11 protein-coding genes and 4 pseudogenes are annotated in these 16171 nt (G+C 53.0%); 2 read left to right on the top strand and 13 right to left on the bottom strand.

The genetic code is table 11. The features are described from left to right. Positions 1 to 35: 35 nt before the first annotated feature. The 10 genes from ATW55_RS12190 to ATW55_RS12235 all read right to left on the bottom strand — a co-directional run bounded on the left by ATW55_RS12190 (position 36) and on the right by ATW55_RS12235 (position 12140). Positions 36 to 1670: a CTP synthase gene (locus tag ATW55_RS12190; protein ID WP_067718031.1), complete on the bottom strand. Its 1635-nt coding sequence runs from the start codon at positions 1668 to 1670 to the stop codon at positions 36 to 38. A 134-nt stretch (positions 1671 to 1804) separates the two neighbouring features. Then, complete coding sequence (gene rpoE, locus ATW55_RS12195) at positions 1805 to 2329, bottom strand: DNA-directed RNA polymerase subunit delta (RefSeq protein WP_067718035.1); 525 nt, start codon at positions 2327 to 2329, stop codon at positions 1805 to 1807. A 242-nt stretch (positions 2330 to 2571) separates the two neighbouring features. After that, positions 2572 to 3603 (bottom strand): hypothetical protein, encoded by a 1032-nt coding sequence (locus ATW55_RS12200; protein ID WP_153005151.1) that lies wholly within the window; start codon positions 3601 to 3603, stop codon positions 2572 to 2574. 192 nt (positions 3604 to 3795) lie between these two features. Beyond that, complete coding sequence (gene meaB, locus ATW55_RS12205) at positions 3796 to 4788, bottom strand: methylmalonyl Co-A mutase-associated GTPase MeaB (protein WP_067718041.1); 993 nt, start codon at positions 4786 to 4788, stop codon at positions 3796 to 3798. Positions 4789 to 4794: 6 nt separating this feature from the next. Then, positions 4795 to 5937 (bottom strand): acyl-CoA dehydrogenase, encoded by a 1143-nt coding sequence (locus ATW55_RS12210; protein ID WP_067718045.1) that lies wholly within the window; start codon positions 5935 to 5937, stop codon positions 4795 to 4797. 23 nt (positions 5938 to 5960) lie between these two features. Then, positions 5961 to 7115: an acyl-CoA dehydrogenase gene (locus tag ATW55_RS12215; RefSeq protein ID WP_067718048.1), complete on the bottom strand. Its 1155-nt coding sequence runs from the start codon at positions 7113 to 7115 to the stop codon at positions 5961 to 5963. Positions 7116 to 7163: 48 nt separating this feature from the next. Then, positions 7164 to 8027, bottom strand: coding sequence for a 3-hydroxybutyryl-CoA dehydrogenase (locus ATW55_RS12220; protein WP_067718051.1), 864 nt, complete (start codon positions 8025 to 8027; stop codon positions 7164 to 7166). 5 nt (positions 8028 to 8032) lie between these two features. Beyond that, positions 8033 to 9205, bottom strand: coding sequence for an acetyl-CoA C-acetyltransferase (locus ATW55_RS12225; protein WP_067718055.1), 1173 nt, complete (start codon positions 9203 to 9205; stop codon positions 8033 to 8035). A 93-nt stretch (positions 9206 to 9298) separates the two neighbouring features. Then, positions 9299 to 10102, bottom strand: coding sequence for a formate dehydrogenase accessory sulfurtransferase FdhD (fdhD, locus tag ATW55_RS12230; protein ID WP_067718058.1), 804 nt, complete (start codon positions 10100 to 10102; stop codon positions 9299 to 9301). 64 nt (positions 10103 to 10166) lie between these two features. Next, complete coding sequence (locus ATW55_RS12235; RefSeq protein ID WP_067718061.1) at positions 10167 to 12140, bottom strand: heterodisulfide reductase-related iron-sulfur binding cluster; 1974 nt, start codon at positions 12138 to 12140, stop codon at positions 10167 to 10169. A 140-nt stretch (positions 12141 to 12280) separates the two neighbouring features. Between ATW55_RS12235 and ATW55_RS17370 the strand changes: the two are divergent. After that, positions 12281 to 12439 (top strand): annotated as a pseudogene (locus tag ATW55_RS17370) (Fic family protein); the annotation flags it as partial. A gap of 96 nt (positions 12440 to 12535) precedes the next feature. Here the strand turns inward: ATW55_RS17370 and ATW55_RS16855 are convergent. From ATW55_RS16855 to ATW55_RS12245, 3 pseudogenes are all read right to left on the bottom strand, one after another. Continuing rightward, positions 12536 to 12649, bottom strand: a pseudogene (locus ATW55_RS16855) (recombinase family protein); the annotation flags it as partial. Positions 12650 to 12930: 281 nt separating this feature from the next. Further along, positions 12931 to 13575, bottom strand: a pseudogene (locus ATW55_RS12240) (recombinase family protein); the annotation flags it as partial. Between the two features lie 58 nt (positions 13576 to 13633). Further along, a pseudogene (locus tag ATW55_RS12245) lies at positions 13634 to 15422 on the bottom strand (IS1634 family transposase). A 566-nt stretch (positions 15423 to 15988) separates the two neighbouring features. On the opposite strand from ATW55_RS12245, the gene ATW55_RS16865 reads away from it, so the two are divergent. After that, the coding region (locus ATW55_RS16865; protein ID WP_235587116.1) for a hypothetical protein at positions 15989 to 16171 on the top strand (183 nt) is incomplete at its 3' end.

Consider the following 16171-nt stretch of genomic DNA (forward strand, 5'->3'; position numbering starts at 1 on the left):
CCTGTCACCTTCAATTGTAAATGTTCACTTAAATGTTAATTCGACGTTTCAAGCGCATTCCCTTCTTGTACAATCCCCCGTTTTACACACGCGGCAGAGACAAATTCACGAAAGAGTGGCTGCGCACGATTTGGCCGCGAAGTAAATTCGGGGTGAAATTGCACACCGACAAACCATGGGTGATCTGCGATTTCCACAATTTCTACAAGCCGCTCGTCCGGCGACGTGCCGCTCACGAGCAACCCTGCCCTGTTGAGCGTCTCGCGAAATTCATTGTTGTACTCGTAGCGGTGACGATGGCGCTCAACAACTTGCAACGCCCCATACGCGCGGGCAGCTTTTGTCCCCGGCACCAAAACACATGGATAGCCACCCAAGCGCATTGTTCCGCCTTTCTCGGATACATCGTACTGATCAGGCATCAGATCGATCACTGGATGCGTCGTCAATTCGTTGATCTCCGAGCTGTTGGCGTCGCGCCAGCCAAGCACATTTCGCGCGTATTCAACAACCGCCATCTGCATGCCGAGGCAAATTCCATAAAAAGGAATGTTATTTTCCCTCGCATAGCGGATTGCCTCAATTTTCCCTTCAATTCCGCGATCCCCGAAACCGCCCGGCACCAGGATGCCATCCGCATCTTTTAATTTTGCTGCCACGTTGTTTGTGTTGAGTTCCTCTGAGTGGATCCAATCGATCTCCACATTGACCCCGTTTGCAACGCCGCCGTGAAACAGCGCTTCTGCCACACTCAAATAGGCATCGTGAAGAGCGACATACTTCCCTACCAGCGCGATACGCACCGTGTGTGAGAGTGACTTGATGCGATCGACCATCGTCGTCCACTCGCGCAGATCAGCCCGCGGGCAATCGATCTTCAGATAGCGCACCACATACTCATCAAGCCCCTCCGACTGAAGCATAAGCGGCACTTCATAAAGCGAATCAGCATCGCGCGCCTCAATCACGGCCGTTTCCTCAATGTCGCAGAACAGCGCGATCTTTCGGCGCACCTCAGCAGACAATGAAACCTCTGTGCGACAAACGATCACCTGCGGCGAAATGCCAATGCTGCGCAATTCAGCAACACTGTGCTGTGTGGGCTTTGTCTTGATTTCGCCACCTAGGCGCATCAAAGGAATCAGTGTCACATGAATGTAGATGATATTTTCACGGCCAACATCACTTTTCATTTGACGAATGGCTTCAAGAAAGGGCAGACTCTCGATATCTCCCACTGTTCCGCCAATCTCTGTGATCACCACATCCGTCTCCGGCGTTGCGGCACGCATGATGCGTTCCTTAATTTCGTTCGTGATGTGGGGAATGACCTGCACCGTGCCACCCAGATAGTCGCCCCGGCGCTCTTTGTTGAGTACAGAAAAATATACCCTGCCTGATGTCACGTTATTGTCTTGCGTGAGATTGTTATCGATAAAGCGTTCGTAGTGACCAAGATCAAGATCCGTTTCCGCTCCGTCTTGAGTTACGAACACTTCTCCGTGCTGATAGGGGCTCATGGTTCCTGGATCGACATTTATATAAGGGTCAAACTTCTGAATCGTGACGCGCAGTCCGCGGTTTTTCAAAAGCCTTCCGAGTGAAGCAGCCGTAATGCCTTTGCCCAGTCCGGACACGACGCCTCCGGTTACAAAAATATATTTCGTCATATCAACGCACAGCCTCCCCCGCGATTCTATACATAACAAACGTTCTGGCCAATGCCAGAACGCATTTTAAATTTCATCCGGCAAGAGGACGCGTCTCTCTGCCGACATTCACAAAGCAACGCGTCTTCTACAGATTAGAACACGTCTTCGTCCTCTGCGTCATCTTCCACGTCGACTTCTTCTTCAATTTCCGGGCCCTCTTCAATAAAGTCGGCCTCTGCGTCAATCTCATCTTCTTCATCCGCGAAAGGCGCATCATCGTCACCAAATGTATAAGGAGGCTCTTCATCCAGCAATTCCTCGTCCAATTCGGCGATTTCTTCATCTTCTTCATCGTCAAAATCAAGCACTTCTTTGCGGACAAACCGTTTCCCCGCGCCGCGCTCTGTTGCTTTGTCAAGCGGGTACCAGCTGCGCAGCCCCCACACATTGTCGCCAATGCAAACAAAGCGCACGTCAATGTTGATATCCGTGTACAAGCGGGCGATGACCACATCAACCTCGTCTTGCGTAAGACCTCTAAGCTCTGCCACTTTTGCCATCAAATCGCGATAATAGTAAGGTTCCTTGCCTTGTGAAAGAATCTGATACGCAATATCCACCAACGGAATCTCAAGCAATGCTTCACGATCACGATCAACGCGCAATGATTCTGCCATCGTGCACCTCCATGACTGCCTCACTTCATCCCAATATTAAAGCATATCGCAAGAACAAACTCAATCCTGATCTGATAAGATTTTTTATGACAGAGTATGACCATTTACATTTTGTTATCCAATTAATTGGACTGTTACTACTCGATAAATCATACACTGGGAACGAACATACGAATAAATGACTCACTTCTCCCATGTTTAATTAGAGATGTTTTGCTATCGTTCTCTGCCAATAATCAAATTCACATCGCAATTTCACACTTTGCAGGAACGAAGTCCCATGTCCTACCACCGTCACGTGAGGCGTAGATCAGCGTGCGATGGTTTTCGTAGATGTCGATCCATCCATGCCCAGCATCCACGAAGCTCACCCCAGCCGAATAACCGCCGGGAGCATAGATCGGACGATTCCACTGAAGATGCCAATTCGTTCCGCCGTTTGCTGTGTCGTACAAACTTAGCTTATGGCTCGAACTGAGCAGCAAGTACCCATGCTGCGGCGAGAAAAAGTAGGATGAAAACCCGACGTTTTTCGGAAAAAGCGCGCTGTGCGACCAACTCCGGCCGCCGTTTGCTGTGAACCACAAGCCCGAACCTGACCCCACCGTAACAGGCATTACACCCGCCAGATCCGAGATGCGCACAGGCGCGCGCCAAATTTGATACGCAATGCCCTCAGACGCTGATACCATGGGGAATCTCCCAACTAGAAAGTTGGAATCCGACCAAGTTCGGCCGCCGTCGCGCGTCACATGGAGACTGCCATAACGCTGGTTGGCATACCCGCCGACGTAGAACCCCGTGCTCCGCGAGAGAAACGATAGCCAGACGATTTTCCCGTTTGGATTATAACGGATCAATTTCCACTGTTTTCCCCCGTTGTCTGTAAAGAACAAGTGCTGCGGTTGCTCCCCCATGGCAGCAGGTCCGCCGATCATCAACCACCCAACGCGCGGGTTTATAAAGGAAAAACGACAAATGCCCCCTGTCTGTACGTGTATGACGCGTCGCTGCCATGTACGTCCACCGTCTGTTGTATTGTAGAGGTTCACCGTGTCAGGGCTTTGCTCTGTAAGGTACCATGCATCTCTTGCCGAAGTGAACGTATCATACATAACTTTGGGTGATTCAACCGCGCTCCACACCCGCCCTCCATCCACCGTGCGCCACAGATGCATCTTTTGCCCGACCGCCCACCCGTCCGTCGCGGTGAACATTTCAATTTTCTGGAAATCGATGGGTCGATACAGAGTTTCTGGTGGTTTTGCGGACATCGTTGATGAACACCCAGTCAGGACTGCAATCAGGGAAATGATGGTAGACCATTTGAAGAATTCACCGATGTTTTTGTACCCCACGACAGCTTACCTCGATTCCGACAGGAACACACCAGACGCAAGGTTGAATAGCCCTTTAGCTTGATCCGTCTTCTTACGAACTTAGACGATCTTCGTTGTACATCGGTTTCACAATCCAATCCCCAAAAGGCTGGCAAGCGTCGCTGCACCTTCCGTCACCGAACAGGCGCCGTCCCTCACACGTTGGACTTCCTCTTGAAGCGCCGGCTCACGGCGCAGTCGTTCAAGGACTGCGAGGCGCACCTGCTCTTGAAGGCGCTCGAGCAGTTCTCGCTCGCGACCGACGCCGCGTCTCGCCTTCAGTCGATCCTGTTCCAACAGATACGCGCGGTGACTTTCCAGCGCCGCAAACCACATATCGACGCCCGTCTCCGCCTCATGAACAAGTGACGTCGCGACAATCGGGACTGCAAAAGGTTGCAAACCCCGCTCAAGCTCTGCCATCCTTTTGACATCAAGCATTTCCTTTAACACTTTGATCGTCTTTGCAGCCCCTGGCAACTCGGACTTGTTGACGACAAAGAGATCCGCAATCTCCGTAATTCCAGCTTTCGTCGCCTGCACCTGATCACCACCCGCCGGCGTCAGCACAACGGTCACCGAATCGGCGGCATACATGATATCCAGTTCTGATTGACCCACGCCGACCGTTTCCAAGATGATCCGATCAAACCCCGCCCATATGAGCAACCGTGTCGCGGCGCGTATCGGTTGCGAGAGTCCCCCAAGACTCCCGCGGCTTCCCAAGCTCCGCATGTAGACGTGCGGGTCGAGCGCGTGGCGATTCATGCGCACGCGATCACCGAGAAGCGCCCCGCCGCTAAAGGGACTCGACGGGTCAACTGCAAGCACCCCAACGCGATGGCCACGCGCACGATACTCTGCAATCAACCGATCGGTCAGCGAACTCTTGCCCGCCCCTGGAGGGCCCGTGATGCCTATGACATGCACACGCGCCTCGCGCCTCGCATAGTCGGGGTGCGCCTCAATCGTCGCAAGCAGGCGAAGCGCACCAGGATCTTCGCTTTCAACCAAAGAGATGGCGCGCGCCAACGCGCGCTCATCCCGGTCCTCCAATCGCTCAAGCCATGCACTCTGCATCACGCGTCACGCTTTGAGGAGATGCCCTGCGATAACCATGCGCTGCACCTCATTTGTTCCCTCGTAGATTTGCGTGATCTTCGCATCGCGCATCATGCGCTCCACCGGAAAGTCACGCGTAAATCCATAACCGCCAAGAATTTGGACAGCCTCTGTCGTCACCTTCATCGCGACATCTGACGCCATTACCTTTGCCATCGCAGACGCTTTTCCGTAAGGCATACCTTGCTGCTCAAGCCACGCCGCCTGATACGTGAGCAGACGCGCCGCCTCAATCTCTGTCGCCATGTCTGCCAGTTTGAATTGAATCGCCTGAAAATCTGTGATCGGCCTGTTAAACTGCGTGCGCGATTTGGCGTACTCAAGCGCCACATCAAGCGCCCCCTGCGCGATCCCGACTGCCTGCGCCGCAATGCCGTTACGCCCGCCGTCAAGTGTCATCATCGCGATCTTAAACCCGCCGCCTTCTTCACCGAGAAGATTCTCTACAGGAACTTCGCAATCCTCAAAGATCAATTCCATCGTGGGAGAGGAACGGATCCCCATTTTTTTCTCCTTTTTGCCAAAAGAGAATCCCTTCATCCCTTTTTCGAGAATAAATGCGGAAACGCCGCGTGACCGCTGCGTCGGATCGGTCGTCGCAAAAACGATATACGTATCCGCGTAACCACCGTTTGTCGTGAATACTTTCGTTCCATTCAAAACATAGTGATCTCCGCGTTTCACGGCCGTCGTGCGCATGCTCGCCGCATCCGTACCCGCGCTCGGTTCTGTCAATCCGTATGCGCCGAGTGTTTTACCCTCCGCGAGCGGTCGCAAATACTTCTCCTTTTGCGCATCGTTGCCAAACTTATAGAGTGGCCACGACGCGAGTGAGAGATGCGCAGACAGCGTCACACCCGTTGATGCACAGACCCGCGACAACTCTTCGACGGCGATGACATACGAGAGAAAATCGAGTCCCGCCCCGCCCACATCTTCCGGCCACGGAATGCCTGTCATGCCAAGCTTGCCCATCTTGTCAAAAATGCTACGGTCAAACATCTCTTCTTCATCACGCTGTGCAGCGCTCGGCTCAACCTCACGCTTTGCAAAATCCCGAATCATCTTGCGCAATGCCTGTTGATCCTCACTCAATAAAAAATTCACGGATGTTCCCCCCGACGCGGCACCTATTCTGTCATCTCTTTGGCAAGCGCCTTCGCGATGACAATCCGCTGGATTTGATTGGTTCCCTCATAGATCTGTGTCACTTTGGCATCGCGCATATAGCGTTCGACAGGATACTCTTTGGTGTACCCGTATCCACCAAACAGCTGCACCACGTCCGTCGTCACACTCATCGCTGTATCCGAGGCGTAGAGTTTCGCCATCGAAGCCTCTTTGCCGCACGGTTTGTGCGCTGCGCGAAGCGTTGCCGCGCGATAGGTCAACAGGCGCGCCGCCTCAATCTTCATCGCCATATCGGCAAGCATCGTCTGTACCGCCTGAAACTCAGAGATGGCCCGTCCAAACTGCGTGCGCGACTGTGTGTAGGCGCACGCAGCGTCAAATGCCGCGCGCGCGATGCCAAGCGCCTGCGCGGCGATGCCGATGCGCCCGCCGTCAAGCTGGGACATCGCAATTTTAAAGCCGTCCCCTTCTCCGCCAAGCCGCCGAGCCGCCGGCAGTTTGACATCCTCAAAAATCAGTTCAGCAGTGGATGAGCCATGCAAACCCATCTTCTCTTCTTTTCGCCCAACGCGAAATCCTGGCGTGTCGCGTTCGACGAGAAAGGCTGTGACCCCGCCGTGCGCCGCACGCGCCGAATCGGTCACCGCAAACACCGTATAGACATCCGCCTCGCCACCGTTTGTGATGAACACCTTCTGGCCGTTGAGCACGTACGCATCCCCAACGCGCTCCGCTCTCGTGCGAATGCCCTGCGCGTCTGATCCGGCGTTTGGCTCCGTGAGCGCAAACGCGCCGAGTTTCTCCCCTGCCGCAAGTGCAGGAACAAACACCCGCTTTTGTTCTTCCGTGCCAAACGCAAGGATAGGCATCGTGCCGACGGATGTGTGCACCGCAAGGATGACGCCAAGCGCCGCGCTCACATAGGAGATCTCCTCGATTGCAAGCATGTAAGAAACATAATCCGCGCCAACACCGCCCCACTCCTCCGGGATCGGCAAACCAAGAAGACCAATGTCCCCCATCTTCTTGACGATGGAGCGCGGAAATTCGTCCGACTGGTCGATCGATTTTGCCGCAGGCGCCACAACGTCACGTGCAAAATCCCGCACCAGTTTTTGAATCGCGCGTTGCTCTTCCGTCACGTGAAGATCCATGGGACTCCCCCCGCACACACCGCTAAAGTGTCTTATCTTCGCACAAAACTATTTCGATTCGCTGCGATAATCATAAAATCCGCGTCCGCTCTTTTTGCCGAGCCATCCTGCCGCGACGTATTTTCGCAAAAGAGGGCACGGTCGATATTTGCTGTCACCAAGTCCGTCGTGAAGAATCTCCATAATCGAAAGACACGTATCGAGTCCAATGAAATCAGCCAGTTGCAGCGGACCCATCGGATGATTCATCCCCAGTTTCATCACCGTGTCAATCGCGTCGCGATCCGCCACCCCTTCATAGAGACAATAGATCGCCTCATTGATCATCGGGAGCAAAATGCGGTTTGAGATAAACCCAGGATAATCATGCACCTCCACAGGCGTTTTGCCAAGTGCCTGTGCAAGATCGGCCACCGCTCGATACGTCTTTTCGCTCGTCTGCAGACCGCGAATGATCTCCACCAACTGCATGACAGGAACTGGATTCATAAAATGCATGCCAATCACGCGCTCCGGGCGCGAGGTGACCGCCGCAATCTCCGTAATCGGCAGCGAGGATGTGTTTGTCGCGAGGATTGCATCCGGTTTTGCCAGTCCGTCGAGCTGCATAAACAGGGACTTTTTTATGTCCATCTTCTCAACGGCCGCCTCGATCACAAAGTCCGCCGAGGCCACCGCGTCGAGTGTCGTGGTCAGGGTGATGCTCGCAAGCGTATCGCGCGACGCGCTCTCCGACAGTCCACCCTTTTTCACAATCCTAACAAGACTCTCCTCAATCCGCGAAAAACCGCGCTCCACAAATTCAGGCGCAATGTCTTGAAGCGTCACACGCATCCCACGCATCGCGCAGACTTGCGCGATGCCACTGCCCATCTGTCCGGCACCGATCACCATCACGTGTTGTATCGCCATTTTGCCTACACCTCCACGAGAACTGCATCGCCTTGCGCGGCACCACTGCAAATCGCAGCTATGCCAAGACCGCCACCGCGCCGCCGAAGTTCATAGAGGAGCGTCAGCAAGATGCGCGCACCGCTCGCACCGATCGGATGTCCGAGTGCGACCGCGCCGCCATTCACGTTGACGCGCTCCAGATCCCACGGGACATGATGGCGACTCACCAGCGGAACCGCCGCAAATGCTTCATTGATCTCAAAAAGCGCGATGTCCTCAAGCGACCGCCCCGTCTTTTCAAGAAGCTTTGCCACTGCGACACCCGGCGCCGACGCGATGTACTTCGCCTCAAGCGCAACTTCTGCGTGTCCCCGCAGCGTCCCTAGGATCTCCCTGCCTTCACGGCGCGCCCGCGCCTCACTCATTAAAAGCAGCGCCGCCGCGCCGTCATTGACGCCTGGCGCATTTCCTGCTGTCACGGTGCCGTTCGGATCCCCCACCGGACGCAGCGCAGCCAGTTTTTCTAGTGACGTATCACGGCGTGGCGCCTCATCGACCGCCACCTCCACTGTACCCGCTTTCATGGAAACGGACACAGGAGCGATCTCTTCCGCAAATTTTCCTTGATCCATCGCCTCGATCGCGCGTTTGTGTGAGCGATAGGCCCAGGCATCTTGGGCGTCGCGCGACACTTCATACTCTTTTGCCACTGTAGTACCGTGCACCACCATCGGAACGTGGTCAAACGCACAGGTCAGGCCGTCATGCTGCATCAGATCCACAAACGAGGCATCACCCATCTTCAGCCCAAAGCGTGCGCCGCGTACAAAATACGGGGCGTTTGACATGCTCTCCATGCCGCCCGCAAGCGCCACATCAAGATCACCCGCCCGCACCATCTGATCAATCAGTGTGACAGCGCGAAGCCCCGACGCACAGACCTTGTTGACCGTCTCCGAGCGCACCGCCCACGGCATCCCCGCAAGGCGCAGCGCCTGGCGCGAAGGGATTTGTCCCGCGCCACCCTGAAGCACCATGCCCATCGCCACTTCTTCTACCTCATCCGGCGCAACACCGCCGCGCAAAAGCGCCGCACGCAGCGCAACCGCACCCAACTCAACGGCAGAAATAGAAGAAAGCGCGCCGCCAAGTCTACCAAACGGCGTTCGTGCTCCTGAGACAATCACCGTGTTCATCCAATCTTGGCCTCCCCATCACCGACCGAGCGTTCAGTCTTTTTATTCAGCGTATCATAATTCAGAGAGTGCGAGAAGAACATTCGGTAAGCGTCATTCAGCCCATTCCCGCCGCACGCGCTCCGGATGCGTATACACAGAAAAAGCGCCTTTTCGCACAAAACCGACTGTCGTCAACTGCAAATCATCCGCGATCTGCAGCGCGAGCGCCGTTGGCGCCGATTTTGACAGCACGATGCCAATGCCCATTTTTGCGACTTTCAACAGCACCTCTGAAGAGATGCGTCCGCTAAACGCGATCACCAATTTGTCACTCGCCAGATTCTCGCGAATCTGGTATCCGTAGAGTTTGTCAAGCGCGTTGTGACGCCCGATGTCAAAGCGCGACAACAGCACCTTATCCACGGTGCACAGCGATGCATTGTGCACACCGCCTGTCGCGTGAAACAGGTTCGACGCGCGCTGCATCCGGTCGATCAGCGAAACGATCTGTCCCGGCGTGATCTGCGGCGCCACTGCGATCGGTTTTGCCAGCGCCGCATCCTGATAAAAGTAGAACGATTGTCGCCCTTTGCCACAACACGAGGCGATGTACCGCTTTCCAAACATTTGCGGGTCTATGACAAACGGCGTCGCGAGGCGAACATAGGCCACACCATCTTCCTCTGAGATGGTGAGCGAGCGAATCTCCTCACAAGATGTCAGCACGCCTTCTGATGCGAGAAATCCAATCACCAGATCCTCCAAATCGGTCGGTGTGCAAACGAGCGTGACAAACTCCTGTCCATCAATATAGACCGTTAGCGCATATTCTGTTACAACGTTTGCCTCACGCTCTGAAAATGTCTCATTCTCGTAGCGCTGTACCTTTCGTCTGATGATTACTGGCAAATCCACAGCGGCTCTCCTTTACTCGAACCCCGGCGCGTCATCTCACCAGAATTCCTTCGCGATTCCCAATTCAAACGGCCATGCACAGTAGTTCTGCGATGTCATTCGTGTCGATTTCTTCCTCGACACCTTTCGCCTTCGTCCCATCGATCATCATCGTCATGCAGTACGGACACGCTGTGGCAATCGTCGTTGCACCCGTCTCAAGCGCCTGTTCGGTGCGTTCGACATTGATGCGCTTCTCGCCCGTCTCTTCTTTAAACATTGAGCCGCCACCCGCGCCGCAACACATGCTCTTATTGCGGCTGCGCTCCATTTCGAGCACAGTGAGACCAGGAATGTGTTCAAGAATATAGCGAGGCGCGTCATACTCTCCATTATACCGTCCGAGGTAGCACGGGTCGTGATACGTAACCGTCTTTTCCACGCGCTGCGTCGGGATGATGCGCCCCTCTTTGAGAAGTTCCGCCAAAAACTGTGTGTGATGCAGCACCTCAATGTCCAGCCCGAAATCCTTGTATTCCTTGGAAAACTGATTGAACGCGTGCGGATCTGTTGTGACGATTTTTTTTACGCCGTACGCTTTAAAGAGTTCCACATTGCGCTCGACCAACTCCTGATAGAGAAACTCATTACCGAGACGTCGTGCCGAGTCTCCATCGCTCTCCTCTTCTTTCCCGAGAATGGCAAAGTCGACATTCGCCTTTTGCAATAGTTTCACAAAGGACTGCGCGATCTTTTGATTGCGCGGATCATAAGACACAGCCGTTCCAACATAGTACAGGTAGTCCACTGCGCCTTCCACATCTTCCATCACGCGAATGCCAAGCCCCTCCGCCCACTCCGCACGCGCGGAACGCGGACGCCCCCACTCGTTGGAGTGACGCTCAAGGTTTGTGAATGTGCGGTTGACTTCTCCCGGCGCGCTGCCTTTAGTCAAGACAAGGTCGCGGCGAAGATCGACGATCAGACTGACGTGCTCATTAAAGACCGGGCACGCCTCCTCACACGCGCGACATGTCGTGCACGCCCAAATCTCGTCTTCGGTGTACACTTCGCCTACCAGATCAGGAAGGCTCGCCGTGTAATCCTCGCCACCTGCGGCCATCTTCAATAGAGATGGACCCTGATCGACAAGATGATCCTTCATTTTCAGGATCAGGTACTTAGGCGAGAGATCCTTCCCCGTGAGCGTGGCGGGGCAGGATACATGACAGCGTCCGCACTCCGTACAGGCGTAACCGTCGAGAAGTTGCTTCCAACTCAACTGAGTCACTTTGGCGACACCAAACTCTTCCACCGTCTCATCTGACAAGTCAAGCGTTTTCAGCTTGCCGACAGGCCCAAGGTTGCGATAGTACGTATTGAAAACGGCGCCAATCATATGCAAGTGCTTTGAGCGCGGTATAAAAACGAGAAAACCAAAGATGGACAGCGTATGGATCCAGAAAAAAACCTGCGCAAGATTTCCCGCAACGGATGGCGACATGCCAGAAAACCAATACGCGACAAGGCTTGACATCGGCGCGGCAGGCACGGTGTAAGCGCCACTCGCGACTGCGTCAAGTCCTGTGGTCAAGAAGAGTGTCGCCACGATGATAAAGATGAGTCCGAGAATAAAGCCCGCCTCAAACGTAGGTTCAATCCGCATCGGTCGCCACACGTAGCGGCGAATCAGCGCAACGATCACGGCCACCATGACAAACGCCGCAAACAACTCCTGTGTAAACGTGAACCACCCCTGCGTAAACCCTGGGATGTGCCCGCCAAACAGATCAAAGCCAAAAAAATCGAGCTCACCGAATCCGAGGATGATAAATCCCCAGAAGATGAAAAAGTGTCCGATCCCTGACGGTTCGGCCAACACTTTACCCTGCCCAAGCACGTATTTGAAGAAACCTTTCATGCGCTCCTCACTGTGGTCTGAGCGTTGCTCAGCCTGTCCGAGCCGCAAAAAGCGATAGCGTTGGTAGATCCCCGAGAAAAAGCCGATAAGTGCCGCAATCAACAAGACAGTGAACGCGATGATCCGCAGCGGTTGCATGCTTCTTTCCTCCCTCACCAGACAGAAACCCTTCTTGATCTTATTAAACCACGATCAGCGAAGAGAACGCGAGGTGTCGTTTTTTCCACCCCTCCCAATAATGAGTGAATAGCCATTCATAGTCAATCGAAAGATGTGAAATTCACTTCAAGCCAACCACCGCGTGGCATACGGATGAAGCGATGCGGGAACTTTGTGGCGCGTTCAAAAGAGCCAGAGATCGCGGCGATTTACCGGATTACGTCTTGATTGGACTGTTTATCTTAGATTTTTTATGTATCCATCCCTTTTCCGACAGCAATGGGAGAATTTATTTTCGTAGGAATTTTCCGATAAAAAGATATATAAAACTTACCAAAAATCCAACAACCGTGCCACTTACCACCGCAAAAGCAAACTCCGTTTTCAGCACAGTGGCGAATGATTTCGTCCCGCTGATACGCGAGACTGTATCCGTCACGGACTTGCCCTTGTGTTGAGGTACGTATGTATCCGCCTGCTTTGGTCATTCCTGATTCACCTCGTTGCCATACTAAGACGACTGAATGACCGAGTGAAGATAGAGAAAGGAGCCGGACCCCGATTTAACGAGGTTGGCTCCCTTCGGTTACAGCACTTGAAATTCGTGTTACTTGCCAGTGTCCTTTGAGGTCGGTTCAATCAAACCCATAACTTCTCTCTGTGCCTCCGGTCGAATTTTGTTCAATAACTCTTCGTCTACAGAGCCTTTTCTCAACCAGATGGCACCCAGTGACTCCCCACACGTAGAGCAAATCATTTCGTCAGTATTCCGATACGTGGATTCATGGTCGAGGATGCGCTTCACTTGCACCTTGCGAAACTGGCTGCCTTGTCGAGTTCTGAATCCCTCTTGATTCAATTGGCTTGCGATTTGTTTGAGCGTCCATGCGGGGAATCGCTGACGGAGTTCGAATAGACGTTTGACCGTGTTGGCTTGTGCAGGCTCAATATGCAGAGCCTTTTGTCCCTTTGCGGTGTTGTAACCGAATGCCGCACCACCTCCGGCATATCCGCCTTGTTCAGCTTTCTTTCGTCTTCCACGACTCAATTTCAATGCGATTTCAAGGCGTTGATATTGGTCAAGAAGCTCAAGCATGCCATTAACGAGAAAATCATTGGGGTCATCGTTGTATATGCTGTACGTTTGCTGTTCAATGGCGCGAACGTCGACGCGGTGGCGTTTGAGTTTTCGTTGTATCAAGACCTTCGCCATATCGCTACGCCATAAACGTGAGGTGTTCAGGACGACAACGCAGTCAACTTCGACAGATGCAAGGTCAGTGAGCATGAACTGTAAGCCTTCACGTTCGACTGTCAGACCGTCTTCATCGACTTTGGCACCGCTGATGCCTTTGTCTTCGTAAATCCCATCTTTGACAGTACCCCAGTCACGTCGCGGGTTCGTAGGCCCTATTTTGCCCTACAACACAAATAGCCCCGCTCCCACAGGGCTACATTCACTTGATCGGATCTTATTTTGCGTCGGCTTGGGTATCGCGAAGATAGATCGTTTTTGCAGGAAGTGGAATTTGCAGCATCTTGAGGACTTCGGCCAATCGCTCTGACGCCGGAGGCACGCTCAGGAATTCCCTTGCCCAGAAACTCCGCCTTCAGCACATGCCATCGCCTTAGTTCCTTGACGATCCATTCTCCAGTGTAGTGACGATCCTCCAGATCCTTTTGTCGGATCGCTCGTTCCTCTTCATCAGAAATCCGCTGCACCTCTTGCACTTGTTGATCCCACGCACGTCGGTACATCACCTGCATCTCTTGCTCAAATAGATAGGCCAGCACGCAAATGAAAATATGGCCGCGTACCCGTTTCTCATTCCAGTGGTACAGAGGACCTACATCCAGAAAGTTCTTGATCTCCCGAAACGCCCGCTCAACATTCATGAGCGTCTTGTACGAGGTGACCACTTCTCCTGCAGGAAGCGTCGTGTTGGTCTTGATCACAAACTTGCCGTCACGGAGCGCTTCCTTCAACAGCGCGACTTCGTTTCGCGCGTACGTGATCTTCTGGCCGTCAAAGTCTACATCGAAAAAGGTCTGTACCCCTTTTGTGGTCAGGATCTCTCCGATTTTTAGCATCACAGACTGAGCACTTGCCTTTCGGCCGCGATGCGGCGTTTCCAGACGATCCTGCAATGCCGCAAGCGCCTTCCCAGCCTCCTCAAGCGCCGTCAAACGAAAGGTCTCATCGGCTTTGGCCTTAATCGGATTGTGACAGAGGAGGTAGCGCGCTTCAGAATCTTGCTCCTCGTCATCCACATAGGACGCCGATACTTCGAGGTACTTCAGATTGTCCCGCAATTCCGTATACCTGGAAAGGTCGCGATAACGCTCCAGCAGCGCGTCACTGACCACGCGACCGCGCTTGTGAAACCCAACGATGTACGGATACTTCAAATCCGCCAGAAGCTTCGTGTTCTTCTGCGTCACCATGCCGCGATCGCCGACAAAGACGCACTGCTCCACAGAGAACTCCTTTTTCAGACGTTCCAGGATCCCTTTGACGGTGCTTTTGTCAGGCGTATTCCCAGAAAACACCTCGTGCGTGATGGGAATCCCATCCGGTGTGACGAGCAGCCCCAGCTCCACTTGCTCAAGATCCGGCCGGTGCGTGCGAGAGTAACCGTGTTCGGCGATGGGGCACGCATGCCCGCTCACGTGCGTACTCGTCAAGTCGTAGAGCACAAGAGAGAGGCGGAAGTTGAGCAGATCGGTCAGTCGATGGTACATGAATTTCTCAAGATCCAGTTTCATGTCCACGAGGTAGTCAAGCGCCCGATAGAAATGTTGAAGTTGCCAAGCATCTCCCTCGGACTCTGGCAGGTACAGATCTTCAATCGTGTAAAACAAGTTTTAATTTGCTTGAGGGATCGATAAGACGGTTACAGACCATGGCTTTGAGATACCGCGCCACGTCAAAGGTGACGTGACGATCTTTCAACTGCTCCTGAATCGCCTGGGTGAGACCCAGTTGATCCCATAAAAATTGAACCACGTAAGAAACCCCGAACGAGAGGGTCGACTTGGGATTCATGTCCTCGATCGAACCGGAAGTGCGATGCTGTAGGAGCGATTCAAGTGTACGGATGAACTGTTGAATCTCTTGTTCCGAGTAGGCATCGATGTTCCCGAGGCTTGCAATTCTGCGTTTTTAACGGACTTACCTTCCCGGTAGGACTTCCACGATATGCATGTACCTGTAGGTGCGACCACTCCGCAATGTTTTGTGGATACAATTTGAGCAAACACAGGCATCACCGTCGCATAGATTATTGCCTACAATGATAGCGAAAAAGTGCAAATAAGTCAAAGTATATGTTATACACATGTTGATAACTTTTTGACCTACAAATTTGATATTGAAAACAGAGAAAAATGAGCAAAAACCGCGCCGTTACGCGGTTTTCTACCTGTGGATAAGTCTAATTTCAAGCTCAAACTGTCAAAGATGAGGTAAATATTTCTATTGACCAAGCACCAATCTTCTGGGGTGCCGACAGTCCGTTTTGTGATTTTGGTTACAAACCAACGTTATTTGATGCCCCTGGACCGAATCCGCCTCGAAGTAATGAAAGCTGGACTGCACACTCATTCCTCGTTTATTGCTCAGATGTGGCAAGAACGCGCAAGGTGCACTTTCTGATTGCATTACAATGGGGATATGTTTTGGAACACGGCAAGGTGCGCATTAGTGACTTGTTGATTGGTTCTAAGGAAGACTGGGATTCCCATGTTTCATTTATTATTAATAAATATCCAAATCGGTCATTTGTTTAATGAGCAGAACCGTGAAGGACTGAATTAGCGGGCGCGACGTGTTGATCATGACATTCACGCAAAGGAGGCTAAAAGTTGAACCTGTTTACATCCCACGCCATTCAGACGCTTTTATCCCAACTGGATGGGATAAAAGCAATTGTTCCATGAGTTATGCAGTTGTCCCCAATAATTGGGTATTGGTAGGTTCAAACCATCTCATTTCCAGTTTCGTTGGCCAA

The sequence above is a fragment of the Ferroacidibacillus organovorans genome, from assembly GCF_001516615.1.
Lineage (GTDB): Bacteria > Bacillota > Bacilli > Alicyclobacillales > SLC66 > Ferroacidibacillus > Ferroacidibacillus ferrooxidans_B.